This is a genomic window from Microbacterium istanbulense (assembly GCF_037204145.1).
Lineage (GTDB): Bacteria > Actinomycetota > Actinomycetes > Actinomycetales > Microbacteriaceae > Microbacterium > Microbacterium istanbulense.
The window spans coordinates 320833-345774 of the sequence record NZ_JBBDGN010000001.1; the positions used below are offsets into that span (position 1 = coordinate 320833).

The 24942-nt window shown below is 69.3% G+C and carries 26 protein-coding genes; 14 read left to right on the plus strand and 12 right to left on the minus strand.

The annotated features are described in order from the left end of the window. The first annotated feature begins 26 nt into the window (after window positions 1-26). From WDU93_RS01590 to WDU93_RS01600, 3 genes are read left to right on the plus strand one after another with little or no spacing between them, the layout of a single operon-like run. Window positions 27-650 (plus strand): hypothetical protein, encoded by a 624-nt coding sequence (locus WDU93_RS01590; protein WP_337316672.1) that lies wholly within the window; start codon window positions 27-29, stop codon window positions 648-650. Then, window positions 643-1308, plus strand: a complete 666-nt coding sequence (locus WDU93_RS01595; protein WP_337316674.1) for a SipW-dependent-type signal peptide-containing protein — start codon at window positions 643-645, stop codon at window positions 1306-1308. The genes WDU93_RS01590 and WDU93_RS01595 overlap by 8 nt, the downstream gene beginning before the upstream one ends. Beyond that, window positions 1305-2747, plus strand: a complete 1443-nt coding sequence (locus WDU93_RS01600) for a LamG-like jellyroll fold domain-containing protein (protein WP_337316676.1) — start codon at window positions 1305-1307, stop codon at window positions 2745-2747. Before WDU93_RS01595 ends, WDU93_RS01600 begins: the two co-directional genes overlap by 4 nt. A gap of 16 nt (window positions 2748-2763) precedes the next feature. Here the strand turns inward: WDU93_RS01600 and WDU93_RS01605 are convergent, their stop codons facing one another. Further along, window positions 2764-3696, minus strand: a complete 933-nt coding sequence (locus WDU93_RS01605; protein WP_337316678.1) for an AraC family transcriptional regulator — start codon at window positions 3694-3696, stop codon at window positions 2764-2766. Window positions 3697-3760: 64 nt separating this feature from the next. Between WDU93_RS01605 and WDU93_RS01610 the strand changes: the two genes are divergently transcribed. Next, complete coding sequence (locus tag WDU93_RS01610; protein WP_337316680.1) at window positions 3761-4459, plus strand: alpha/beta hydrolase; 699 nt, start codon at window positions 3761-3763, stop codon at window positions 4457-4459. 88 nt (window positions 4460-4547) lie between these two features. On the opposite strand, the gene WDU93_RS01615 is transcribed toward WDU93_RS01610, so the two are convergent. Continuing rightward, window positions 4548-4910: a VOC family protein gene (locus tag WDU93_RS01615; RefSeq protein WP_337316682.1), complete on the minus strand. Its 363-nt coding sequence runs from the start codon at window positions 4908-4910 to the stop codon at window positions 4548-4550. Window positions 4911-5107: 197 nt separating this feature from the next. On the opposite strand from WDU93_RS01615, the gene WDU93_RS01620 reads away from it, so the two are divergent. Genes WDU93_RS01620 through WDU93_RS01645 form a run of 6 tightly spaced genes read left to right on the plus strand, consistent with a single transcriptional unit; the run spans window position 5108 to window position 10386 of the window. Beyond that, window positions 5108-5683, plus strand: coding sequence for a glucose-6-phosphate isomerase family protein (locus WDU93_RS01620; RefSeq protein WP_337316684.1), 576 nt, complete (start codon window positions 5108-5110; stop codon window positions 5681-5683). A 7-nt stretch (window positions 5684-5690) separates the two neighbouring features. Continuing rightward, window positions 5691-7181, plus strand: a complete 1491-nt coding sequence (gene xylB / locus WDU93_RS01625) for a xylulokinase (RefSeq protein WP_337316685.1) — start codon at window positions 5691-5693, stop codon at window positions 7179-7181. Next, the gene (locus WDU93_RS01630; RefSeq protein ID WP_337316686.1) at window positions 7181-8131 is read left to right on the plus strand and encodes a phosphoglycerate dehydrogenase; all 951 of its coding nucleotides are present in this window, start codon (window positions 7181-7183) and stop codon (window positions 8129-8131) included. Before xylB ends, WDU93_RS01630 begins: the two co-directional genes overlap by 1 nt. A gap of 22 nt (window positions 8132-8153) precedes the next feature. Next, window positions 8154-9074 carry a shikimate dehydrogenase family protein gene (locus tag WDU93_RS01635; RefSeq protein ID WP_337316688.1) on the plus strand — a complete coding sequence of 307 codons (921 nt, stop codon included), beginning with the start codon at window positions 8154-8156 and terminating at the stop codon, window positions 9072-9074. Continuing rightward, entirely contained in the window at window positions 9074-10036 is a 963-nt protein-coding gene (locus WDU93_RS01640; RefSeq protein WP_337316690.1) for a phosphotriesterase family protein, read from the plus strand. The genes WDU93_RS01635 and WDU93_RS01640 overlap by 1 nt, the downstream gene beginning before the upstream one ends. Before the next feature lie 53 nt (window positions 10037-10089). Continuing rightward, on the plus strand, window positions 10090-10386 hold the full coding sequence (locus tag WDU93_RS01645) for a putative quinol monooxygenase (RefSeq protein ID WP_337316692.1): 297 nt from the start codon (window positions 10090-10092) through the stop codon (window positions 10384-10386). Between the two features lie 280 nt (window positions 10387-10666). On the opposite strand, the gene WDU93_RS01650 is transcribed toward WDU93_RS01645, so the two are convergent. The 5 genes from WDU93_RS01650 to WDU93_RS01670 all read right to left on the minus strand — a co-directional run bounded on the left by WDU93_RS01650 (window position 10667) and on the right by WDU93_RS01670 (window position 15821). Continuing rightward, complete coding sequence (locus tag WDU93_RS01650; RefSeq protein ID WP_337316694.1) at window positions 10667-10831, minus strand: hypothetical protein; 165 nt, start codon at window positions 10829-10831, stop codon at window positions 10667-10669. Window positions 10832-11070: 239 nt separating this feature from the next. Then, window positions 11071-12069: an ABC transporter substrate-binding protein gene (locus WDU93_RS01655; RefSeq protein ID WP_337316696.1), complete on the minus strand. Its 999-nt coding sequence runs from the start codon at window positions 12067-12069 to the stop codon at window positions 11071-11073. Window positions 12070-12229: 160 nt separating this feature from the next. After that, window positions 12230-13270, minus strand: a complete 1041-nt coding sequence (locus WDU93_RS01660) for an ABC transporter permease (RefSeq protein ID WP_337316698.1) — start codon at window positions 13268-13270, stop codon at window positions 12230-12232. Next, complete coding sequence (locus WDU93_RS01665) at window positions 13270-14772, minus strand: sugar ABC transporter ATP-binding protein (RefSeq protein WP_337316700.1); 1503 nt, start codon at window positions 14770-14772, stop codon at window positions 13270-13272. Before WDU93_RS01665 ends, WDU93_RS01660 begins: the two co-directional genes overlap by 1 nt. Before the next feature lie 179 nt (window positions 14773-14951). Then, window positions 14952-15821, minus strand: a complete 870-nt coding sequence (locus WDU93_RS01670; protein ID WP_337316702.1) for a sugar phosphate isomerase/epimerase family protein — start codon at window positions 15819-15821, stop codon at window positions 14952-14954. Between the two features lie 207 nt (window positions 15822-16028). On the opposite strand from WDU93_RS01670, the gene WDU93_RS01675 reads away from it, so the two are divergent. After that, window positions 16029-17027, plus strand: coding sequence for a LacI family DNA-binding transcriptional regulator (locus WDU93_RS01675; protein ID WP_337316704.1), 999 nt, complete (start codon window positions 16029-16031; stop codon window positions 17025-17027). Between the two features lie 28 nt (window positions 17028-17055). On the opposite strand, the gene WDU93_RS01680 is transcribed toward WDU93_RS01675, so the two are convergent. Further along, window positions 17056-18015 (minus strand): aldo/keto reductase, encoded by a 960-nt coding sequence (locus WDU93_RS01680; RefSeq protein ID WP_337316706.1) that lies wholly within the window; start codon window positions 18013-18015, stop codon window positions 17056-17058. Further along, window positions 18002-19297, minus strand: coding sequence for an L-fuconate dehydratase (locus WDU93_RS01685; protein ID WP_337316708.1), 1296 nt, complete (start codon window positions 19295-19297; stop codon window positions 18002-18004). Before WDU93_RS01685 ends, WDU93_RS01680 begins: the two co-directional genes overlap by 14 nt. A 123-nt stretch (window positions 19298-19420) precedes the next feature. On the opposite strand from WDU93_RS01685, the gene WDU93_RS01690 reads away from it, so the two are divergent. Continuing rightward, window positions 19421-20281, plus strand: a complete 861-nt coding sequence (locus tag WDU93_RS01690; protein WP_337316710.1) for a fumarylacetoacetate hydrolase family protein — start codon at window positions 19421-19423, stop codon at window positions 20279-20281. Next, window positions 20278-21030 carry an SDR family NAD(P)-dependent oxidoreductase gene (locus WDU93_RS01695; protein WP_337316712.1) on the plus strand — a complete coding sequence of 251 codons (753 nt, stop codon included), beginning with the start codon at window positions 20278-20280 and terminating at the stop codon, window positions 21028-21030. The genes WDU93_RS01690 and WDU93_RS01695 overlap by 4 nt, the downstream gene beginning before the upstream one ends. Before the next feature lie 21 nt (window positions 21031-21051). On the opposite strand, the gene WDU93_RS01700 is transcribed toward WDU93_RS01695, so the two are convergent. Together WDU93_RS01700 and WDU93_RS01705 are read right to left on the minus strand one after the other, a co-directional pair. Continuing rightward, a complete protein-coding gene (locus WDU93_RS01700; RefSeq protein ID WP_337316714.1) occupies window positions 21052-22584 on the minus strand; it encodes an arylsulfatase in 1533 nt (510 codons plus the stop codon). 18 nt (window positions 22585-22602) lie between these two features. Further along, window positions 22603-23466, minus strand: coding sequence for an amidohydrolase family protein (locus tag WDU93_RS01705; RefSeq protein WP_337316716.1), 864 nt, complete (start codon window positions 23464-23466; stop codon window positions 22603-22605). A gap of 46 nt (window positions 23467-23512) precedes the next feature. On the opposite strand from WDU93_RS01705, the gene WDU93_RS01710 reads away from it, so the two are divergent. Next, window positions 23513-24190, plus strand: coding sequence for a FadR/GntR family transcriptional regulator (locus WDU93_RS01710; protein ID WP_337316718.1), 678 nt, complete (start codon window positions 23513-23515; stop codon window positions 24188-24190). Between the two features lie 12 nt (window positions 24191-24202). Here the strand turns inward: WDU93_RS01710 and WDU93_RS01715 are convergent, their stop codons facing one another. Further along, window positions 24203-24859: a transaldolase family protein gene (locus WDU93_RS01715; RefSeq protein ID WP_337316720.1), complete on the minus strand. Its 657-nt coding sequence runs from the start codon at window positions 24857-24859 to the stop codon at window positions 24203-24205. Window positions 24860-24942 lie beyond the last annotated feature (83 nt).

Here is a 24942-nt window from a genome sequence, read left to right on the forward strand (position 1 = left end):
CGATCGACATCGGAGGGAGGGAACTCATGTGTCGACGCCTGGTGGCCGCACTCGCCGTGATGCTGAGTGCCCTCACCCTGGTCTTCGCCGGCGCCACCGGCGCGAGCGCGGCCGACGGCATCTCCGTCAGCCGCGACGGACGCACCTGGGCATCCACACTGCCGAGCCCGCTCTTCGATGACTCGGTGCGCTGGGTGCCCGGCGACACCCGCGTCGCGCAGTTCTTCGTGCGCAACGACTCCGGAATGCCCTCCGAGATGCAGGTCGACTTCGTCAGCACGCGCATCGACGAACTCGTTCGGATCGGCGACCTTGAGGTATCGGCGCGAGTGGACGGCGGCCCGTGGGGCAGCGTCGACGCCGCGCAGACCGAGGAGCTCGCGGATGCCACGGTCGCCGCGGGCGGGGTCCGACCGGTCGAGGTGCGGGTGACGCTGCCGAGCGACTCCCCCAATCTCACCCAGATCCTGGATCTGGCGTTCGAGGTGCGCGTGACGCTCTCGCAGCAGGCGGGCGGGCTCATCCCGACTGGCGGCGACATCCGCCTCGCACTCCTCGTGGTCGCCGCAACCGTAGCCGCGACCGGCGCCATCCTGCTCGGCCTTGCGCGCCGCCGCGACCGCAGAACCCGCGAGGCACCCCATGGCTGAGCACGTCAGGCCCGCCCGGCGACGCCGGTCAGGGCGCACGCGGATGTGGCTCAGCCTGGGTCTTGCACTGGGCCTCGGCAGCGTCGGCACGATGGCGCTGTGGTCGACGACCGTGACGGCGGTGCCCGGCACCGTGACCGCCGGTCAGCTCGATGTGCTGGTGAACGGCGCCCTTTCCGGACAGGGCAACCGCGACGGCACGACGACGATGACGTGGAGCGTGACCAACCTGCTGCCCGGCGAAAGCCAGGCCTACGCCCTGCCCGTCTCCAACGGCGGGGTGAGTACCATCCCGCTGGATGTGCGCCTGAGCGCCTACACGTCCGGCGCGCTGGGCCCGGCGCTGCGCGTGCAGGTGTACCGCAGCGGCACCCCCACGAACACGGGCGGCTCGGCATCGACGCCGCTGGCCTCGCACTACCGCACCGGAACCTGCACCGGAACCGCAGCCGGTTCCGCCCAGGCCGTCGGAACGAGCGCGGCGACGGCGACCGTGGTCGATGCGACCAAGGTGCCGTTGACCGTCGGCGCGTCCACGACGTACTGCGTGATCGTGTCGGTGGATTCCGCGGCGACGACGTACAACACCGCCGCCTACCGCGACGCCAAGGCGACGCTGTCAATCATCGTCCGCGGCACGCAGAGGGGGGCGCCGTGATCCGCATCCCCGCCCTCCTGCGTTCGACCGTGCTCACCCTGGGCGCCATCCTCGGCACGCTCTGCATCCTCTGGACCGCAGCCCTCGTGCTGCTGGGCGTCACACCGCTCGTCCTGCTGAGCGGATCGATGGCCCCGGCCCTGAACCCCGGCGACGTCGCCTTCGCGCGCACCGTGCCGGCCTCAGAGGTCACCACCGGCGACGTGGTCAGCGTCGTCTCCGCGTCGGGTGTGCGGATCACCCATCGCGTCATCGACTCCGCGCCGGCGCGCTCCCCCTTGGGCGCCGGCGCGGTCCTTCACCTCCAGGGCGATGCCAACGACTCGCCCGACCCCGAGGCCTACACCGTGTCGAGCGTGCACGAGGTCGTCGCATCAGTGCCGCGACTCGGATATCTCCTGCACGCGGCGGGGTCACCGTGGGGCATCGCCGCGGGGCTTGCGCTGCTGCTCGCCTGCGTCGCGCTGGGGTGGCGAGCACCGGAGCGACACGCGGATGCCCGGCACGACGCGGCACCCCGCGCCGCCGACACCTCGCCCACTCGCCGCATCGCCGCAGGCCGCACGGCGGCGCGGCGGATGGCCGCTCTCCTCGCCCTCACCCTCGTGCCGCTCTTCGCGCTCGGCTCGACCGCTGCCCCACAGAACACGCTCGCGTACTTCTCCGACTCCCCCACGGCCAACAGCGTCGCCAGCGGCATCGACGCGGCGCCGTGGTTCACCTGCGCGCAGGCGATGGCGGTGTCAGCCACGACCACATCGCCATTCGCCTATTACCCGTTCACCGATGCCGTCGGCTCGACGCAGGCAGACGACGCGACCGGGGGCACGGATGCGGTGATGGGAGCGGCCGCCGCGAACTACACCTTCGGCGGGGCCCAGCCCTGCCGGCGCGACGGTGACACCGGAGTGCGGTTCGACGGGGCCGCTGGCTACGCGGCGGGCCCGAACGTCGCCGGCTACGCGTGGAATGTCTTCACTGTCTCGCTGTGGTTCCGCAATGACGCGACGGCCACGCCCAACCAGCGGGGGCTGATCGGGATGAGTAACCTGCCGACCGGGCTCGGCGGATTGAACGACCGCAAGATGTGGCTGGACTCCCAGGGGCGCGTGAAGTTCGGCGTGTTCACCACATCCCAGCAGACCATCACGTCACCGAACCGCTACGACGACGCGAAGTGGCATATGGCAACCGCGTCGCTGTCGACGGCAGGCATGAAGCTGTACGTCGACGGCGAGCTGGTGGTGTTCTTCGCGGGCGCCTCGGCGGGCTACCCGTACGGCACAGAACCGATGTACTGGACCGTGGGCAGCGTGAACGGCTGGGGCAGCGGCGGCGGGTACTGGAAGGGCAATATCAGCAAGGCCGGCATCTGGAAGCGCGCGCTCACCGATCAGGAGATCCGCGACATGTATCGCTCCGCGCTACCACTGAACTGACCACCCGGTCCCGCTCTTACGATCGCTCGCGCGCCTGCTTGCGCCAGGCCAGCGGCGGCAGGCCGAATCGTCGGCGGAAGGCCCGCGAGAACGCAGGTTCCGAGGTGTAGCCGACCGCGGTGGCAACCCGGCCGACCGGTGTCGCGGTCGATTCCAGCATCCGCGCCGCGCTCGCCATGCGCCGCTCAGTGAGGTACGCGGCGGGCGTCTGCCCGACGACCTCGGTGAATCGGTGCGCGAACGTCGACGGCGCTTGCCTGGTCAGCTCGGCGAGCTCGGCCACCGACCACGGGTACTCCAGGTTGCGGTGCATCGCCGAGAGCGCAGGGGCGAGGCGTTCATCCAGTACCGTCGCCAACCAGCCCGGCTCGACCTGATCGGATGCCGCCCACTGACGTAGCGCATGGACGAGGACGAGGTCGAGGATGCGGGAGGTCATGATCCACGACCCGGGGCGCCCGTTACCGATCTCGGCGAGGAGCAGGTCGAGACTGAGCTGCTGCCACTCGTTACCCTCCGCCGCGGCGGGAAGGTGCACGAGCGGCGGCAGCGCAGCGAGCAACGGCGCCGCGGTGTCATCCTCGACGTGGAAGGTGCCTGTCAGCCAGCTCGTGTGCCCTCCATGCTCGGCGGTCCCGTCATCCGGCGAGAGGGCGCGCGGCGGCTCTGCGGCATCCGGAGTGGCGATGCTGTGCGCGCTCTCCCGGCCGAGTAGCACGACGTCGGCGGGCTCGAGCCGGATCGGCTGCGCGGGCCCGTCGAGGTGCACGAGCAGTGGCGCGCTCACGGCGAAGTGCACGCGCGGCACCCCGGCCGGAAACGCGATGTGGAAGGGCGCAGGCGGGCCATACACGCGTGCCTGATCGCCACGAAGCCGCGCGTGCAGCAGGGCCTCGGACAGCACATCCATCTCTGCCCGCGGAGACGGTGAGTTTTGCAGGATCGGCATGTTTTTGTCGCCTTCGAGTCATGGTTTTTATCCCATCCGAATCCGTCGAATCGAGAGGAAACACATGGCAGACAAGCCCGCAATCGTTCTGGTCCACGGTTTCTGGGGTGGAGCAGCCCACTGGGCAGGCGTCATCCTCGAACTGCAGCGCCGCGGCTACACCGACATCCACGCGGTGGAGAACCCCCTGACGTCGCTCCAGAACGACGCCGCGCGCACGCAGCAGATGGTCAAGCAGATCGACGGCCCCGTGCTGCTCGTCGGTCACTCGTACGGTGGCGAGGTCATCACCGAGGCCGGCGACCTGCCCAACGTGGTCGGCCTGGTCTACGTCGCAGCTTTCGCCCCTGATGCCGGTGAGAGCGCCGGTCAGATCAGCCAGGAGCACCCGCCGGCAGCGTTCTCGAACATCGCCCCGGACTCCGACGGCTACCTGTGGATCGCGCAGGACAAGTTCAAGGAGAGCTTCGCGCAGGACCTGTCCGACGAGGACGCGTTCGCGATGGCGGTCACCCAGAAGGCGCCCGTCGGGTCGACCTTCGGCGACACCGTCAGCGCACCGGCGTGGAAGGTCAAGCCGGTCTGGTACCAGGTCTCCACGCAGGACCGCATGATCGACCCCGACAACGAGCGTCGCATGGCCGCGCGGATGAACCCGCGCAAGACCATCGAGCTCGACGCCAGCCACGCCTCGCTGGCCTCCCAGCCGGCGGCGATCGTCGACCTGATCGACACCGCCGTGGCCGACCTCGCGGCGGAGTGATCTGAAGCGATCTGAGGAGAGGGGGCCGTGGCGCATCAGCGTCACGGCCCCCTTTTTCGTGCCCCCAGAGACGTCGTAGGCGATCGCGTCAGCCCCCGACGACCCCCTCGAACAGTCCGATGTGGTTGCCGTCCGGATCGACGATCACGGCCCAGGCGCTTGTCTCGGTGATCGGCGCCTTGGCCCTCGCGACCGACCCGCCGGCGGCCTCGGCCGCCACGATGGTGTCATCGATGGAGTCGACTTCGACATAGGAGCGCGGCTGTTCGAAGCCGTCGTCGCGCGGAGCCAGGCCACCGCCCGAGATGTTGTTCGGGGCCTGCCACATCGGGTAGCCCTCGAAGCCGGGCATCTCGGCGATGTTCCACCCGAACAGCCCCGAGTAGAACGCCGTTGCCCTGGCCATGTCGCTGACCGGGATGTCGATATGCGTGATGTCGCCGTGTGCCATGTCGTAGATCCTCTCCGCGGCCCGCTGCGAGGGCCCTCGCGGACAGTCTGCGCCCTGGCTCCGACACAGACAAGACCTCGCGCCTGCCGCCCGGAAAATCATGTCGTGGCGCCTCCGGGGTCGAGCCGCTACACTACTTGTCATTACAGGTTCTCGGCGCCGCCGAGATGTGCACCGTCGCCCGCTGAGGAGCCCCGATGACCGCGTTCCACACCCCGCCGATCTCGCCCATGGCGATCGCCTTCGACGCCGAGCGGCTCACGCTCTCACCCGAGGGCCCGACGCTCACCCGTCGCATGTCCGACCTCGAGGGTCTCTTCCGCGACAGCGACGCCTGGGCGGCGGAATCCGCAGGCGAGAACCCTGTCGTGTACACGGTGACGAGCTCCCCCGTTCCCGAGATCGACCGCGAGCTGCCCCAGTCGATCACGACGATCATGCCGGGCGACACGTCAGGCGAGCTGTGGATGACCAAGGGCCACCAGCACCCCAACCACCAGGGCGAGATCTACCTGGCCCTGCAGGGCACCGGCGGACTGCTCATGTTCGACGGCGAGCGCACCGAGTGGATCGACATGCAGCCGGGCACCATCGGGTACATCCCGCCGGGCTGGGCACACCGTTCGGTGAACACCGGCGACGAGCCTTACTCCTTCCTCGCCGTGTACCCCGGCGGCGCCGGCCACGACTACGGCTGGGTGCTCGAGCACGGCATGGGATCGCGCGCTTACCGCACGGCCGGTGGCGTCGAGCTGCGCCCCTACTCCGAGTGAGCGTCGCATGATCATCGCGCACGATCTCGGCACCACAGGCAACAAGGCCTCGCTGCACCATGACGACGGACGGCTGGTCGCGGCCGTCACGGTCCCCTACCCCGCGCACTTCGCCGCGGGCGGCATCGCCGAGCAGAACCCGCAGGACTGGTGGAATGCCGTGGTGCAGGCCACCCGCGACCTCATGGCCCGCACCGCGACCGAACCGTCGGCCGTGGCAGGGCTGGTCGTCAGCGGACAGATGATGGGGGCCGTCCTTCTCGATGCCGACGGCGAGCCCGCTCGTCCGGCGATCATCTGGGCCGACACCCGCGCCGGTGAGCAGCAGCGCCGCCTGGAGGCAGCGCTCGGCGCCGAACACGCCTACCGGGTACTCGGACATCGCCTCAACCCCACCTACTCGGTGGAGAAGATCATGTGGGTGCGCGACAACGAGCCCGAGATCTGGGACCGTGTGCGTCGCGTCTGCGTGGCGAAGGACTTCATCGTGCTGCGCCTCACCGGGCGCCTCGCGACCGACCGCTCGGATGCGTCCGGCACGAACGCGTACGACCAGCAGCGCGGCACGTGGTCCGAAGAGGTGCTCGAGGCGGCGGGGCTCGACCCCGCCCTGTTCCCCGAGATCCTTGAGTCGACGGCCGTCGCGGGCACGCTCACGGCCGATGCCGCCGCCGCCCTGGGCCTGCAGGCCGGGGTGCGAGTGGTCATGGGCGGCGGGGACGGCCCGCTCGCCGCAGTCGGCTCGGGGATCGTCGCCCCCGAGGACGGCGCGTATGTGTCTCTGGGTACCTCGTCGTGGATCTCGTTCGCCGCGGATGCCCCGCTGCTCGACCCGGCGATGAGCACCTTCACGTTCGACAACGTCGTGCCCGGCTCCTACGTGCCGACCGCCACCATGCAGGCCGGCGGCGCCTCGGTGCAGTGGATCTCCGAGGCGCTCTCTCCGGATCCTGCGCGCCCCGAGACCGCGCGGCTCACCGCCGAGGCTGCCGGAGATCTCGACACCGAAGACCTGTACTTCCTGCCCTATCTGCTCGGCGAGCGCTCCCCGCTGTGGGATCCGGATGCCCGCGGCGCGTTCGTCGGCATCGGCCGGCACCACACGCGTGCGCACCTGACGCGCGCGGTGCTCGAGGGCGTCGCCTTCAACCTGCTCACCTGCATCCATGCCTTCCGCGATGCCGGCGCGACGATCGACCGGATCGACGCGGTCGGCGGTGGCGCGCAGAGCGATGCCTGGCTGAGCATCCTCGCCGATGTCTGGGGTGTGCCGGTGCGCCGGCGCACCATCGTCGAAGAGGCGAACAGCCTGGGTGCCGCTGTGACCGGAGCGGTCGGGCTGGGCCTGGCCGAGTTCGGTGCGGCGCGCGCGCTCAGTGAGGTGACCGCCGAGTTCACACCGGATGCCGCACGCCACGCCGTCTACGCCGAGCGGCACGGCCGCTTCACCGACGCGTACACGGCGCTCGCACCCTGGTTCGCGGGCCGGCCGCGCTGATGGGCGTCATCCTCGTCACCAGCCGATCGTTCTCAGACGGCGATCTCGATCTGCTCGCCCGCGCGCAGATCGCGGGGCACCGCATCCTGCGCGGCCCTGCACACCACGAGCTGCAGGAGATGCGACCGCTGCTGCACGGCGCCGACGCGTGGATCGCCGGCACCGGACCTGTCACGGCCGAGCACCTTGCCGCCGCTCCCCGCCTCAAGGTCATCGCCCGCTACGGCGTCGGCACCGAGGCTGTCGATCTGGAGGCAGCCGCGCAGCGCGGCATCCCAGTCACGAACACTCCCGGAGCCAACGCCGATGCGGTCGCCGACCACGCGGTGGGCCTGATGCTCGCCGCACTGCGGTTCATCCCCGACGGCGACCGGCGCGTGCGCGACGGTGACTGGGGCGTGCGGCGCGGCCGCGAGCTGGGTGCCGCGACCGTCGGCATCGTCGGCTTCGGACGCATCGGTCAGGGCGTCGCGCGGCGCCTCGGCGGCTTCGGGTCGCGCGTGCTCGCCGCCGACCCGTTCCTGCCCGAGGAGGCCGTGCGGGCCGCTGGCGCGGAGCCCGTCACCCTGGACGACCTGTTCACCAGGGCCGATGTGATCACCCTGCACGCTCCCGGCGGTCAGCGTCTCGTCGACGCCGCGCGCCTGGCGACGATGCGCCCCGGCACGGTGCTGGTGAACACCGCCAGGCCCGACCTCGTCGATGAGACCGCCCTTGCCCATGCCCTGCGCGACGGCATCCTTGCCGCCTACGCTGCGGACACTCTCGACGGCGACACCGCGGCGAGCGCCAGCCCGCTGCTGGCCGACGACCTCGCCGACCGGGTGACGGTGACCCCTCACCTGGGGGCGCAGACCACGCAGGCCGTCGACAACATGGGGCGGATGGCGCTCGACAATGCCATCGCCGTCCTCGCGGGCAACCCGCCCGTGCATCCCGTCACCCGCTGAGCCGCACGACCCAGGAGAGAACATGACCACCGCCGACTACATGGGCTTCGTGGGAGTGACGACCGCGTCATCCTCGATCATGAAGGTCTTCCCGCTGTGGGCAGACATCCTCGGGCTGCCCACCCGCACCCTCATCGGCCACGACCTGCCGATGGATGCCACCCCGGCGCAGTACCGGGCGATGGTCGAGCAGATCCGCGACGATCCGCACCACCGAGGCGCGCTGGTGACCACCCACAAGATGAACGTGTACGCCGCGGCATCCGATCTGTTCGACGAGCTCGACCCGTTCGCGGTCTCGTGCGCCGAGATCTCGTCGATCTCGCAGCGCGGCGACCGGCTCATCGGGCGCGCGAAGGACCCGCTCACCGTCGACCTCGCGCTGAACGACTTCCTGCCGGCCGACCATTTCGCCGACACCGGGGCCGAGGTGGTCATCCTCGGCGCTGGAGGGTCGGGCACGGCCCTCAGCTGGGCGCTCGCGGAGCGGGCGGATGCCCCGTCGCGGATCACGGTCACGGCACGCAAGGATGCCGATCTCGACACGCTGCGGGAGGTGCACCGTCAGCACGGCACGCCGGAGGGGCTGATCCGCTACGTGCGCACGGACTCTCCGGCCGAGGCGGATGCCCTGGTGGCCGCGGCACGGGCGGGCTCGCTCATCGTCAATGCCACGGGGCTCGGCAAGGACCGTCCCGGCTCGCCGTTGACCGACGAGGTGGTGTTCCCCGAGCGTGCGTACGTGTGGGAGTTCAACTACCGCGGTTCGCTGGAGTTCCTGCACCAGGCCGAGGCACAGCAGGCGTCGCGTGAGCTGACGGTGGTCGACGGGTGGCGCTACTTCATCCACGGCTGGTCGCAGGTCGTCGCCGACGTGTTCGAGCTGGAGCTGACGCCCGAGATCGTCGAGCAGCTCGCGGCGGCCGTGGAGTCGGTGCGCTGATGGATGCCGGGGTGGTGCGCACGGTACGTGGTGACGTCGCCCCGGGTTCGCTCGGGCGGGTGAACTACCACGAGCATCTGTTCCAGGTCACCCCACTGTTGCCCGGCGATGAGCTCGACGACGAGGCAGCATCCGGCCGCGAGGCGGGACTGCTGCGTGAGAGCGGGTTCGACGCCATGGTCGACGCGACCCCGTTCGGTCTCGGCCGCGATCCGGAGGGTGTGGCGCGGATCAGCGCGAGCACGGGACTCGCGGTGGTCGCGACGACGGGGCGGCACCGCGAGGCGCACTACGCCACCGATCATCCGACTCGCGCGAGTGATGCCGAGGCGCTCGCCGCACTGTTCACCACCGAGATCTCCGAGGGCATGGCGCGCTCGGATGCGGATCCCACCCGGCCGCGCGCACTCGGGCCCGATGGGCTGCCTGTGCGGGCGGGGATGCTCAAGGGTGGCGCCGATTACTGGCACATCAGCACGTTCGAGCGCACCACCCTCGAGGCGCTCGCCGCCGCGCATCGCGCCACCGGCGCGCCGATCATGGTGCACCTGGAGTTCTGCACGGCCGCCCATGAGGTGCTCGATCTGCTCGCCGCCGAGGGCGTCGCCGCGGAGCGGGTGGTGCTCGCGCACGCGGATCGGGATCCGGATGCCGGGTTGCATGCTTCCCTCGCCGGGCGGGGCGCGTACCTCGGGTACGACGGCTTCGCCCGGCCGCGCACCCGATCGGATGCCGAGCTGCTGGCCCTCACCGTGGCTGCGGTGGAGGCGGGAGCCGGCGAGCGGATCGTGCTCGGCGGTGATGTGGCCCGGCGCACGCGGTATGCGGCGTACGGCGGGATGCCCGGACTCGCGTATCTGGGAGAGCGGTACCTGCCGCGTGTGCGCGAGGCGCTGGGCGATGCGACCGTCGATGGGATGCTCGTCGCGAACCCCGCCCGTCTGCTGACTCTGGGCGTCTGAGCGCTCGGTCCCTTCTCGCTTTCCCGCCGCCGATTCGATCTGAGGAGCACACCATGACCGCACCGACCATCCTGCATGCCACGTTCACCGCGATCCCCGGCCAGGGTGACCGGGTGGCCGCGCTGCTCGCCGAGTTCGCCGAGGGGGTGCGCGCCGAGCCGGGCAATGTCGTCTTCGACGCCACCCGCCTGGTGGATGACCCCGACCGGTTCTTCGTCTACGAGGTGTACCGCGACGAGGAGGCCTTCCAGGCGCACCTGGCAGCCCCCGCCGGTGTGCCGTTCAACGCGGCACTGCAGGAGCTCATCGTCGAGCCTCACTCGCAGCTCACGTTCCTCCGCCGCATCTGACCGGTGGCGCGCTGCGCCACATCTGCGTGGCGGCGCCCTGCGCCACATCTGAGTGGTGGCGCCCTGCGCCATATCGGACTGGCGGCGCCCGCTGTAGCCGACGGCCGGGCGCTGAGCTATGCGTGGCAGCCCGGCCGGCGCCCCCAGCACCCATGTCCCAGCGCCCCCATGTCCCAATTTCTGCTGCTAAACCGACCGGTTAGCAGCAGTTATTGGGACATGCTCTGCGAAACTGGGACACGGCCTGCGGAATGTGGGACATCGCCGCCGGAAGCGCCTGTCAGCACCCCGCATCCGGCAGCCAGCACCCAGTCCCCGGCATCCGGCAGCCAGAACCCAGCACCCAGTCCGCGGCATCCGGCATCCGGCATCCGGCATCCAGCACCCGGCATCCGGCATCCGGCATCCGGCATCCGGCATCCAGCACCCGGCCTCGGGCATCCACCGCCGGTCATGCATCCGCCGGCACCCATCCCGGCACCCACCTCCGCGCCGCCGACCCATGTCCCAATTTCTGCTGTTAAACCGACCGGTTAGCAGCAGTTTTTGGGACATGCTCTGCGAAAACTGGGACATGCTCTGCGAAAAGTGGGACATGGATGCCCGGATGCCGGACGCCCGGACGCACAGCACAAAGAAAGGGACCCCCCACCCGAAGGTGAGGGGTCCCTGTCGATCAGCGGGTCATTCGTAGAGGACCGCGGCGATCTCCGGGTCGTCGATGTTGGTCTTGTCGTACCAGTACGAACCGGTGTCGTAGAACTCGTCGACCGACTCGCCCATGGCGGCGTCGTAGGCGGCCTGCACGACCTGCGCGCCGATGCCGATCGGGTCCTGGGTGATGGCGCCAGCCATGGTGCCGTCCTTGATCGCGTTGATCTGCGCTGCGCCCGAGTCGAAGCCGATGATGGTCAGCTTGCCCTTCTCGAGGCCGAGCTCGTTCACCGCGTTCACGACGCCGATGGCCGAACCCTCGTTGGTGCCGTAGATGCCCTTGAGGTCAGGGTGCGCGGCGATCATGGCCTTGGCGATGTCAGCCGACTTCAGGTGGTCGCCGTCACCGTACTGGATGTCGACGATCTTGATGTCGGGGTAGTCGGCCTCGATCTTCTCGACGAAGCCGTCACGACGCTCGACACCGGTGGAGTTGATCTGCGAGTGACCGACGATGCCGATCTCGCCCTCGCCGCCGATGAGCTCTGCCATGTGCTCGGCGGCCAGCGCGCCGGCGACCTTGCTGTCGGTGGCGGCCAGGCTCAGGCCGACCTCACCGTTGCAGGGGGCGTCGAAGTACACCACGGGGATGTCCTTGGCCTTGGCCTGCTCGAGCGGGGCGACACAGGCCTCGGGGTCGAGGGCTGCGTAGGCGATCGCGTCGGGGTCCTTGTCGATCGCGGTCTGCAGCATCTGCAGCTGTGCGTCGACCTCGGTCTCGGCGGCGGGGCCCTCGAAGGTGATCTCGACGCCGAGCTCGGCGGCGCGCTCCTCGGCACCCTGCTTGACGGCCTGCCAGAACTGGTGCTGGAAGCCCTTCGAGATCATGGCGATGTACATCTTGTCGCCGCTGCCCGAGTCACCGCTGCCGGAGTCGCCGGTGTCACCGGTGTTGCTCGAGCAGCCGGCGATGACGAGTGCCGCCGAGGCGACGAGTGCCGCGAATGCGGTCTTCTTGCCGAACTTCATGGAAACTCCATTGTTTTCTCTGTGTGCCGACGGGGCCGTCGACGTGGACATTCCTGGTGTGTGCTGTGCCGATGCGGACTGCTCCGCGGGGTCGGCCGTCGCGGGTCGACGGCGGCCGATCGGGTGGCGGTGGGCACGGGTCTGCCCGCCACCCGTGGTCTCACGTGTGCTGGCGGTTGCGCAGCGAGTCGAAGAAGACGGCGATGAGGATGACGATGCCGACCACGACGTTCTGCCACTCGGTCTGGATCGACATGATGCGCAGACCGTTGATGAGCACGCTCATGATCAGCGCACCGATCACGGTGCCGAGGATCGAGCCACGGCCACCGAGCAGCGAGGTGCCGCCGATGATCACGGCCGCGATGGCCTGCAGCTCGTAACCGACACCCAGCTGCGGCTGAGCCGAGTCGAGGCGGGAGGCGATCACGACGCCGGCGATGCCGGTGAAGGCGCCCGCGAGCATGTAGATGAGCACCTTCCAGCGGCGGGTGTTCACACCCGAGAGGCGGGTGGCCTCCTCGTTCGATCCGATCGCGAAGGTGTACCGGCCGAGGATCGTGCGGTTCAGGATCAGGTAGGCGATGACGGCCAGCACGATCGTGATCAGCACCGCGTTGGGCAGGCCGGGGATCAGCGTGCCGAGTGCGATCTGCTTGAAGTCCGGAGCGGACGACGAGAAGTAGATCGGCGCGACGCCCGAGATCACGAGGGCCAGGCCCTGGGCGACCATCATCATGCCCAGCGTGGCGATGAACGGCGGCAGTTTGAGGAATGCCACGTTCACACCGTTGATGAAGCCCATCAGCACACCGGTCGCGATGCCGCCCAGCACGCCGAGCCAGACCGGCAACCCCATCTTGGTGATGAAGATGCCTGTCATCACCGCCGCCAGCGTCATGCCGGTACCGATCGAGAGGTCGATGCCGCCGGTGATGATCACGAACGTCGTGCCGAGGGCGAGGATGCCGATGACCGCGGTCGAGAGCAGGATGCCGGAGATGTTGCTCCAGGTGAAGAAGTTGTTCCCGAAGATCGAGAAGAACGCCACCAGGATGACCAGGGTGCCGAACGCCAGCGACTGCTGGAGCTGGCGGCGGAGGAACCCGCCGACGTCGCGCTTGTCGGTGTTCTCGTTGACGGCCTGCTGGATGACGGTCGTCGTCGATCCGCTCGGTCCGTTCTGCGATGGCGTGCTCATCAGTCTTCCTCTCCGTGTGCGGCGAGCTGCATGATCTTCTCCTGGCTGGCTTCCTCGTTGCGCAGCGTTCCGGTGATCCGGCCGTTCGCGAACACGGCGATGCGGTTCGCGACGCGGAGGATCTCGGGCAGCTCCGACGAGATGACGATGATGGACTTGCCGGATGCCGCGAGCTGCTGCATCAGGCGGTAGATCTCTTCCTTGGCTCCGACGTCGATGCCACGGGTGGGCTCGTCGAAGATGAGGATGTCGCAGTCGCGCATCAGCCACCGGGCGATGACGACTTTCTGCTGGTTTCCTCCGGAGAGGAGCTTGACGATCTGGTTGACCGAGGGCGTCTTCACGCGCAGCTGCTGCACGTAGTCCTTGGTCTGGTTCTTGGCCTTGCGGTCACCCATCCAGCCGACCGCGTTGGCGTAGTTGCTGAGCGACGCCAGCACCGTGTTGAAGGTGACGTCCTGCTCGAGCATGAGCCCGAGGAGCTTGCGGTCCTCCGACAGGTAGCCGATGCCGCGGCGCACGGCGTCTTCGGGCTGGCGGATGCGACTGGGCTGGCCGGCGACGGTGATGGTGCCGCCGTCGCGGTGGTCGGCTCCGATGATCGCGCGGGCGGTCTCGGTGCGACCGGCCCCCATGAGCCCGGCGAAGCCGAGGATCTCACCCTGGTGCAGCTGGAAGGTCACGTCGCGCAGCAGCGCCTTGGTCGACAGCCCCTGCACATCGAGCACGACGGGGTCGGCGGCGTGTTCGCGGGCCGTGGGGCGGGCACCCTCGTCGATCGCCCGGCCGACCATCATCTCGATGATCTTGGGGATGCTGATCTCGTCGCGCTCGAGCGAGCCGATGTACGAGCCGTCGCGCAGCACGGTGACCCGGTCGGCGAGACGCTTGAGCTCGTCCATGCGGTGCGAGATGTAGACGATGCCGGTGCCGTTGGCCTTGAGCTGCTCGATGAGGCGGAACAGCGTCTCGACCTCACTGTCGGTGAGCGCCGAGGTGGGCTCGTCCATGATGAGCACCTTGGCGTTGAACGACAGCGCCTTGGCGATCTCGACCATCTGCTGCTCGGCGACGGTGAGCTCGCCGACGCTCTGGCGTGGGTCGAGTGCGATGCCCAGACGCGAGAGAAGCTCGGATGTCTGGCGGTTCAGGCGCCGCTCCGACAAGAACGGTCCGACCCGCGGTTCGCGGCCGACGTAGATGTTCTGAGCGACCGTGAGGTCGGGCATCATGTTCAGTTCTTGATGGATGATCGTGATGCCCAGCTGCTGCGCCTGCAGGGGGCTGGTCAGCTCGACCGGCTGCCCCTCGAAGTAGATGGTGCCCTCGTCCCTGGTGTAGATGCCGGAGAGGATCTTCATCAGTGTGGACTTGCCGGCACCGTTCTCGCCGACGAGCACGAGCACTTCACCCGAGCGCACCTCGAGGTGGACGTCCTTGAGCGCCTGCACGCCGGGGAACCCCTTGCTGATGCCCTCCACCCGAAGAATGGGTTCGCTCATGTTCACACCTGCTCCCTTGAAAGTCGTGTTGCGGATGCCGAATTTCCGACACCCGACATAAACATCGGATCAATTGTGCATCTGACCTGAGTCCGATGCAAGTTGTAACTAAATGTATCTAACGAGGGTCCGGAACGGAAGACCTGTAATAACAACTCGATCACATCCTCGCCGTGCCGTCAGTGCAGCCGAATCGAGTCGACGGCGACGAGCTTGTCCCGGATGAACGCGTTGGCGTGCGCGCCGAGTTCGTCGCCATCCGTCCAGAGGTTGCGCCAGATGCCGAGCATCCGGCTCAGGTCGGGAGCGACGACCGCCGACGAGAACGACTCGAACACGATCGGCCCGTCATAGCCGACCCGCCCGAGCGCCTTGAAGAAGGTGTCGAAGTCGACCGATCCCGTCCCCAGATATCCGCGATGGCTCTCACCGATGTGCACGTAGCGCAGCTGCGGTGCGGCGTCGAGCACCGGGGCGAACATGTCGGACTCCTCGATGTTCATGTGATACGTGTCCAGATGCACGCCGAGGTTGGGCCGATCCACCTCGGCGAGGTAGGCGATGGCCTGCTTCGCCGTGTTCAGCACGTTCGTCTCGTAGCGGTTGACGACCTCGAGCGCGACCTGCACCCCACGATCGGCCGCATGATCCGCGACCCGGCCGATCGCCGTCATGCTGCGACGCACCCCTTCGGCGGTGACCGGCTCCATGTACTTCTTCATGGCGCTGTAGATCACTCCGCAGAAGTGCGTTCCGCCCATGTCGGCCAGCACGTCGACGGCGCGGATCAGCAGCGCCTCGCCGGCGGCGACGACGTCGGGGTTATCGCTGGTGACGTCGGTGGCCTCGGAAAGCCCCAGGGATGCGCTGACGGCGAGGTCCCACTCGGCCAGTGCCGAGGTCGCGGCGGCGGTGTCGAAGGCGTAGGGATCCATCAGCGGGAACTCGATCAGATCGAAGCCCGCCGCCTTCGTGCGCTCGGCGGAACGGCGGATGCCGTCGGCATCGAACGTGCCCGTCCAGACGAGTCCGTGACAACCGATGTTCATGGGGAGCTCCTTCGCTCGTCAGCCGCAACACCAGGGGTTTGGCACGTTGCAAGTTTCGGGTGGCGCTTACAGTACTCCGCGCCGCAGACCCAGGCAAGAGGCCACGGATTGCCGCGCCTGCAACGTTATAAAACGGTGGATAACGTTATGAAGCGGACTATCCTGAACACGAAGGCCGCCGCCCACGGCCCTCAGCGAAGGAGCACCGTGCCCGCCAGCGTGAAAGACGTCGCCGCTGCCGCCGGCGTCTCGGCATCGACGGTGTCGAACTACCTGAACCACCCCGAGGTGCTCAGCGCACGCAGCACGGAGCGGGTACGGGCGGCGATCGAACGACTGGGCTATGTGCCCAACGAGTCGGCCCGGCAGTTGCGAGCAGGCGCGGGCAAGGCGATCGCGCTGATCCTCCTGGACGCCTGGCTGCCGTACTTCAGCGAGCTCTCCCGCGGCGTCGAGGACGTCACCCGCGAGGACGGCTGGTCGCTGTTCTTCAGCAACAGCGGGCGTGACGCCCAGCAGGAACAGCGCAACATCGACATGTTCGAGGCGCACCGCGCCCGCGGCATCATCATCTACCCCCTGGGCGAGGTGACCCCGCGGCTCGAGCAGCTCAATCGCCGCGGCATCCGATCGGTGATCGTCGGGCCGGCGCACGGTGCACCGTCGATCGGCTCGGTTCCCTTCGACGATCACGGCGGCGGGATGCTCGCAGGCAGACACCTGCTCGAGACGGGGCGGCGCCGCATCGTGTTCATCGGCGATCCGGCGGCCGCGCAGACCGCCGACCGTCTGGCCGGCCTGCGCGCGGCGACAGCCGGCACAGATGCCGAGGTGAGTGTGATCGAAGAGTCGGGCTTCACCATGACGACCGGGCTGCGGGCGGCGGAGCGCCTGTTGCAGGCGCCGCAGCGGCCAGATGCGGTGTTCGCCGCGAACGACATGGTCGCCATCGGCGTGCAGACGGCACTGCTCCGCGCCGGCATCTCCGTTCCCGACGACGTCGCGATCGTCGGGTTCGACGACGTGGTCGAGGCGCCTCAGGCCCTCGTGCCGCTCACCACCATCCGTCAGCCCGCGTACGAGATCGGTCGCACCGCGGCATCCACTCTGCTGCACCGACTCGAGCACCCTTCCGAACCGTTCCCGGCAGCCGCGCCCCCGTTCGCCGCCGAGCTCGTCGTGCGCGCCTCCACGGGCCGGGCCTGATCGGCTTGACCGGGCACAGCGGAGCCGTTCAGTCCGCGATGAGGTCGGCGTCGGCAAGGTCGCTCCACAGCGCCTCGGGAATGGGGAGCGCGGCGTACGCGGCGTTCTGTCGCAGCTGATCCGGCCGACTGCCCCCGACGACCACCGACTGCACCACCGATGCTCGCAGAGGGAACTGGATGGCAGCGGCGGGAAGCGGGACATCGTGGGCACGGCAGATCTCGGCGATGCGCACGAGCCGTTGCCACAGCGGCTCGGGCAGCGACCCGTACTCGTAGCGGCCGTCACGGCGCGGCTCGCTCTGGGCCAGCAGCCCGGAGTTGAACACGGATGCCGCGACCACGCCGGTGCCCCGCTCGGCGCAGGCGGGCAGCACCTGCTCGGCGGCCGGCTGCTCGAGCAGGGTGTACCTGCCGGCGACCATGATCGTGTCGAGGTCCGCGCTCCGCACGGCGCGGGCCAGAGCCTCGGTCACCATCGACCCGACACCGATCGCACCGACGATCCCCTCGGCGCGCACCTGCTCCAGCGCCGGAAGCGCTTCGGCGATCGCGAGCTCGAGATCGTGGCGCTCCGGGTCGTGCAGGTAGAGCAGGTCGATGTGCTCCAGCCCGAGGCGCTCCTGCGACTCGGCGATGCTGGCACGGATGCCCTCCTCGGAGAAGTCCCAGACGCGGCGCAGGTCATCGGGCACATGGAAGTCGTTGGCCGTGTCCAGGCCGCCGGCACTGTCAGGGTTGGGCCGCAGCAGACGGCCGGCCTTGGTCGAGACGACAAAGGCGTGGCGCGGCTTGGTCTGCAGAAAAGCCCCCAGCCGACGCTCCGACAACCCCAGCCCGTAGTGCGGGGCGGTGTCGAAGTAGCGGATGCCGGCATCCCACGCCGCCTCCAGTACTGCCCAGGCCTCTTCATCGCTGAGGGGGCGGAACAGGTTGCCGACGTTCGCGGCGCCGTAGCCCAGCGCGGGCAGCGGCTCAGGCCTCGACATGCCGACCCGTCCAGGTGTACGCCACGATGCTGTCGGCCTTCATCTCCATGCCGGTGCCGGGGGTGGCCGGCGGGAAGTAGGCGCCGTCGTGCACATCGGTGGGAGTGACGAAATGCTCGTGCAGGTGATCGACGTACTCGATCATGCGGCCCTCCCGCGCACCGCTGACGGCGACGAAGTCGAACATCGAGAGGTGCTGCACGGCTTCACAGAGCCCGACGCCGCCCGCGTGCGGGCACACCGGCACGCCGAACTTCGCGGCCAGCAGCAGATTGGCGATGTTCTCGTTCACCCCCGCCACGCGCACGGCGTCGATCTGCATCACGCTGATCGCCTCGGCCTGGAGTAGCTGCTTGAAGATCATCCGGTTCTGGGCATGCTCGCCTGTGGCGACACGGATCGGCGCGACGCCGCGGGCGATCTCGGCGTGACCGAGGATGTCGTCGGGGCTGGTGGGCTCTTCGATCCAGGCGGGGTGAAACTCGGCGAGGGCGTTGACCCAGTCGATCGCTTCGGCGACCTCCCAGCGCTGGTTGGCATCGATCGCGATCGGGAAGTCAGGTCCGCACACCTCGCGGGCCTTGCGGAACCGGCGGATGTCGTCCTCGAGATCAGCACCGACCTTGAGCTTGATCTGGCCGAATCCGTCAGCCATCGCCTCGCGCGCGAGGCGCTCGAGCTTCTCGTCCGAGTAGCCGAGCCAGCCCGGGCTCGTGGTGTAGGCCGGGTAGCCGGTCGCGAGCAGCTGCGCCTCGCGCTCTGTCCGCCCCGCCTCGGCCGCCCGCAGGATCTCGAGCGCGTCCTCACGGGTGAGGGCGTTGGTGAGGTAGCGGAAGTCGACGAGGTCGACGATCTGCTCGGGGGTCATCCGTGACAGCAGCTGCCACAGCGGCATCCCGGCGCGTTTGGCCTTGATGTCCCACAGCGCGTTGATCACCGCGCCGATGGCCATGTGCATGACGCCCTTCTCGGGGCCGAGCCAGCGCAGCTGCGAGTCGCCGATGAGCTCACGGAAGGTTCCACCCATGTCGTCGAGCAGGGGTTCGAGCTCCCGACCGACGAGGTGCCCGGCGAGCGCGTCGATGCCGGCGACCTGCACGTCGTTGCCCCGGCCGATCGTGAAGACGAACGAGTGCCCGGCGATCTCGTCGTCGGCATCCGTGCGCACGATGACGTACGAGGCCGAGTAGTCGGGGTCGGGGTTCATCGCGTCCGAACCGTCCAGGCTCAGCGAAGTGGGGAAGCGGATGTCGCTGGTCTCCAGCGCGACGATACGACTCAACGGATGCTCCTTCAGGTCGAGAATCTCAGGTCCCGAACCACTTGGAGTGTAAACATCGGATGTCTATACTGTCAACGACGACTGCCGGTCGGCAGCATCCGTCGCCTGACCAGGAGGAGCACCATGAAGTTCGCGCGTCTCGGCGAGTCCGGACAAGAGATTCCCGTCGTCATCACCGCGGAGGGCACCTACGACCTGCGCCCGGTGACCTCCGATGTCAACGGCGATTTCCTCGCCTCCGACCCTGTCGGCCGCACCCGGGCCGCGCTCGACGCCGGCACGCTCCCCGCCCTCCCCGGCGCCGACGACCTGCGCATCGGCGCCCCGATCGCCCGGCCGAGCGCCGTGATCTGCATCGGCCAGAACTACGCCGCGCACGCCCGGGAGTCGGGCGCCGAGCCGCCGGCCGTGCCGATCATCTTCCTGAAGACCCCGAACACGGTGGTCGGGCCGAACGACACCGTCACCATCCCCCGCGGCAGCGAGAAGACCGACTGGGAGGTCGAGCTCGGTGTCGTCATCGGCACCCGCACCGCCTACCTCGACTCAGCAGAGGAGGCTGCCGCGCACATCGCCGGCTACGTGGTCGCGAACGACGTCTCCGAGCGCGCTTTCCAGATGGAGGTCTCGGGCGGGCAGTGGTCGAAGGGCAAGATCGCCGCCGGCTTCAACCCGACCGGCCCCTGGCTGGTGACGCCCGACGAGGTGGACGTCGATGACCTGCGCCTGCGCAGCTGGGTCAACGATGAGCCCCGCCAGGACTCGAACACCTCCGACATGATCTTCGACGTCCACGCGATCGTGCACCACCTGTCGCAGTACGTCACGCTCGAGCCGGGCGATCTCATCCTCACCGGCACACCGCAGGGCGTCGCCTTCGGCGGCAAGTTCCCGTATCTGCGAGCCGGCGACGTCGTCGACGTCGAGATCGCAGGACTCGGCCACCAGCGACAGGAGTTCGTGGCGTGGGAGGCACAGCGGTGAGCGGGCAGCTGCAGGGTCTCGTCGCCATCGTCACCGGTGGCGCCTCCGGTATCGGCGCCGCGATCGCGCACCGCCTGTACGAGGAGGGCGCGCAGATCGCCGTGCTCGATCGCGACGTGTCCGGTGCCGACGAGCGCCACACGGCATTCACGGCGGATGTCTCCGACCGCGCCAGCGTCGATGCCGCCGTCGCCGCCGTCGGCGAGCGCTTCGGGCGCATCGACATCGTGATCAACAACGCCGGCGTCGGCGCGCAGGGCGACGTCACCGCGAACGACGATGACGAATGGGCCCGTGTGCTCTCGATCAACGTCACCGGGATTGCCAGGGTCACCGCGGCAGCTCTGCCGTGGCTGCGCCGCTCGCCGTCGGCAGCGGTGTGCAACACGGCATCCATCGCCTCCACCACCGGTCTGCCGCAGCGCGCCCTGTACTCGGCGTCGAAGGGCGCCGTCTCGGCCCTCACGCGCGCGATGGCGGCCGATCACCTCCGTGAGGGCATCCGCGTCAACGCCGTCAACCCCGGCACCGCCGACACCCCCTGGGTGGGGCGCCTGCTGGATTCGGCGGCCGACCCTGCGGCAGAGCGCGCGGCCCTCGAAGCTCGCCAGCCGCACGGCCGCCTGGTCTCGGCCGACGAGGTCGCCGGAGCAGTCGCCTATCTGGTGAGCCCCGCCTCGGGGTCGACGACGGGCACCTTCATCGAGGTCGACGGCGGCATGGCCGCGCTGCGCCTGCGCCCGGAGTAAGCCGCGAGGGCCGCGCGGCCCTCAGCGCACGCGCTCGTGCGGGGCATCCAGCAGCGGCTGCACCGGCCGCCCCGGCACGAGCGCGTCGCCGTCGACGAATCCCTCCGGCCGGCCGCGCAGGTCGTCGATGAGCAGCGCACGGCACGCGGCGAGCGCCTCGGCGGTCGCCGCGTCGCCCGCGCGGTTGCGCAACTCCTCGGGATCGGACTCGAGGTCGAAGAGCTGCTCGTGCCCCGAGGCCGACAACCACACGTACTTCCAGCGCCCGGTGCGGATCCACTGCATCGACTGACCGAGGATGACGTGCTCGCCGTGCAGGTGGGCGCCGGCCTCGGGGGCCGCGCGTCCGGTGCCGGTCCGTTCGACGACACCGGGCGGCGGGGGCGGCGCCGTCCATGACGCCGGAGCGCGGCGTTCGACCGAGGCGGCGAGGTCGCGTCCGTCGAGGGCGGCATCGGCCTCGATGCCCACGCAGCCCAGCAGCGTGGGCATGATGTCGCGCAGTTCGACGATCTCGTCGTTGCACTGGCCCGGCGCGATCGTCGGACCGGTCAGGATCATCGGCACCCGCGCCGATCCCTCGTACGGGTAGCCCTTGCGCCACATGTCGTGGTCGCCGAGCATGTCGCCGTGGTCGGAGGTGAATAGCACGTACGTGTCGTTGGCCACGCCGAACTCGGCGAGCATGTCGAGGAACCGGCTGATCTGCGCGTCGATGTGGCTGATGTGTCCGTAGTAGCCGGCGCGCGCCCGGTGCGTGGTGCGCTCGTCGTACCGCGCCACGGTGGCGTCCGGCAGCGCGTCGTTGCGCAGGTGCGCGAACTCCCCCACCCAGTCGCCCACCGGCGGCTCCTGCGTCGGAGCGTCAAGGTACTGCTCGAATGCCCACGCCGGAGGATCGTAGGGCGCGTGCGGGCGGTGGAAGGACAGATAGAGGAAGAACGGTCGGGTGGGGTCACGCCGGTACAGCCAGCTCTCGGCCTCGGTGACCACCCAGTTGGTCGGGTGCAGGCGCTCCGGCTTGTCCCAGGGCCTGGCGACCACCGAATTGCAGTTGATGCCGTTCTCGACGTAGTCGTCGACCGCGCTCGTGCCGGCCTGCTCGCGCAGCCAGGTGAGGTAGTCGTCGTAGAACCGGGGGTCGCGCCCGCGACGCCGGCTGTGGTGCAGGTAGCCGTCGTGCAGTACGACGTCGTCGAAGCCGAGCCGCGCCCGCTCGGGCGAGTAGTGCATCTTGCCGATCGCCTGGGTCTGGTAGCCGTGCGCGCCCAGGGTGCGGGGCAGAGTCTCGTCGATGTCGAAGTCGATGCCGTCGACATAGCCGACCCGGCGGTGGTGTTCCTGCGCGAGGCCGGTGAGCAGCGCCATCCGTGCCGGCACGCAGGTCGGCGTCGCCGAGTAGGCGTTGCGGAAGCGCACGCCGCGCGCAGCGAGTGCGTCGAGGTACGGCGTGCGCACGACCGGATGCCCGTCGGCCGAGAGGCAGTCGCCGCGCCATTGGTCGACGCAGATCAGCACGATGTTGGGACCGGGGGTGTCGCCGTGCGGGGTCATCTGCATGCTTCCTTCGATTCAGTGGATGCCGTAGGCGGTGCGTGCGTTCGACCAGAACAGCGCGTCGATGTCGAGCCCGCGGCCCTGCGCCCAGTCCATCACGGTGTGCAGCCAGCGCGCACGCTCACCCGCCTGGTAGCCGTCCGGCCCGATCGCCGAGACCGGCCAGTCACTCCCCCACAGCAGCCGCTCGGGACCGAAGGCCTCGGCCGCGGCATCCAGGAACGGCACGAGCTGCACCGCGTTCCACGCTCCCTGCGCCTCGGCAGGGAGCCCGGAGAGTTTGCACGAGACCTGCGGGTGCACGGCGAGGTCGTTCAGGTCGGAGCGCCAGCGGGGGCTGGGCGATTGCGGCTGTTCGGCCGTGCCGACGGCGGGTTTGCCGAGGTGGTCGAGCACGATGCGCAGGTCGGGGACGGCGGATGCCAGGGCCGTGACATCCGACAACTGATGCGCGCGGACGCACGCGTCGAAGGTGAAGCCCCGGGCGGCAACGGCCCGCGCGCCCTCGTGGAACGCCTCCGTGCGGGCGAAGCCGTCCGGCTCGGCCTGCAGCAGGTGGCGCACCCCGACCACGAGCGGCAGGTCGGCGAGCGCCGCGAGGTGCGCCTCGGTGGCCGCCCCCTCATCAAGGCGCGCCCCGGCCACGATGCCGACGACGCCGGCCGTCGCGGCGAGTGAGCCGACCCAGCGCACCTCGTCGAGCTGCTGCGCGGGCACCGGGTCGGCCTGAACGAAGATCGCGGCTCGCTCGGCGACGCCGTCCAGGCCGGCCAGGGACAGCTCGGCCGCACCGTAGCGGGCGTCGAGGGCTCCGTCGAGCCAGGTGTAGCTGAGGGTCTTCGGGTCCCAGAGGTGCAGGTGGGAGTCGAGAACGCGCATGACCCCATCCTGCCTCAGACATCCGATCACTGGATAGGATGTGCCCATGGCTGTCACCGATGAGGCGATCCAGAAGATCAAGGCGATGATCGTGTCGGGCGAGCTGGCGCCCGGTGACAGACTGCCGCCGGAGAAGGAGCTGGCCGAGCGGCTGGGCCTCTCTCGCAACTCGATGCGCGAGGCGGTCAAGGCCCTCGAGGTGATCCGCGTGCTGGATGTGCGCCGCGGCGACGGCACCTACGTCACGAGCCTCGAGCCGCGCCTGCTGCTGGAGGCGATCAGCTTCGTCGTCGACATGCACGACGATGACTCGCTGCTCGAACTGTTCGCCGTGCGGCGGATGCTGGAATCGCAGGCGACGGGCCTGGCGGCGGGAAATGCCAGCGCCGAGCAGGCCCAGGTGCTCATCGACGAGGTGGCCTCGGTCGAGCCGGGCGTCTCGATCGACGACCTCGTCGCGCACGACATGCGCTTCCACCGCGAGATCGTGCAGCTCACCGGCAACGCCTATCTGGCGAGCCTCATCGAGAGCCTGAACAGCCACACCATCCGCGCCCGGGTGTGGCGTGGCCTCACCGAACAGAATGCGATCGACCGCACCCTCTCCGAGCACCGGGCCATCGCTGAGGCGATCGCCGCGCACGACTCCGCACTGGCGACGTCGCTCGCGACCGCGCATGTCGCGGGCGTCGAGCGCTGGCTGCGGCACGCCGCGACGGCGTGACCGCGCGCGGGGTCAGGCGCCCAGGCGCACCATCGCCGCGTCGAACTCGGCCGCCGAGCTGTCACTGACCGGGTGGAAGAGCATCTGCTCGATCACGTCGGGCGCGGCGGTGAAGTAGGGCACACCGGCCTCACGCAGCGCGACGATGTCGTCAGCGCTGCGCAGGCTCGCGGCCAGCACGTTGGTGTCACTGTCGACGCACACCGCCTGCATGCGGGTGATCAGTGTGTCGCCGTCGAGTCCGGCATCGCGCAGCCGGCCGAGATAGGGGGCGATGTACTGCGCGCCGATGCTCGCTGCGGCCAGCGCCTGCGCGACGGAGTAGACCGCCGTCACCAGCACGGTGGCGCCGTCGCGCACGAGAGCGGATGCCGCCGCGAAGCCCTCGGCGGTGGCGGGCACCTTCACGGCGACCCGGTCGCCCAGCGTCCGGATGGTCTCGGCGTTGCGCAGGAAGGATGCCGCATCTCCGCCCCAGGTCTGGAAGAACACCTCCTGCGCGCCCTCCGCCACCCAGCGGGCGTAGAGCTCGGGGATCTCGGCCGCCGTCCGGCCGCCGCGTTCGAGGATCGTGGGATTGGTCGTCACACCGCGCACCACACCGGATGCCAGCAGCGCTCCGACCCGCTCGACGTCGGCGCTGTCCACGTACAACCGGGGCGCGGTCATGCGCTCTCCTCTCCTGAACCTGTCGTTACAGGATTCCTGCGGATAATGTAATGACAGCAGCCCGCCGAAGTCAAAGACGATCG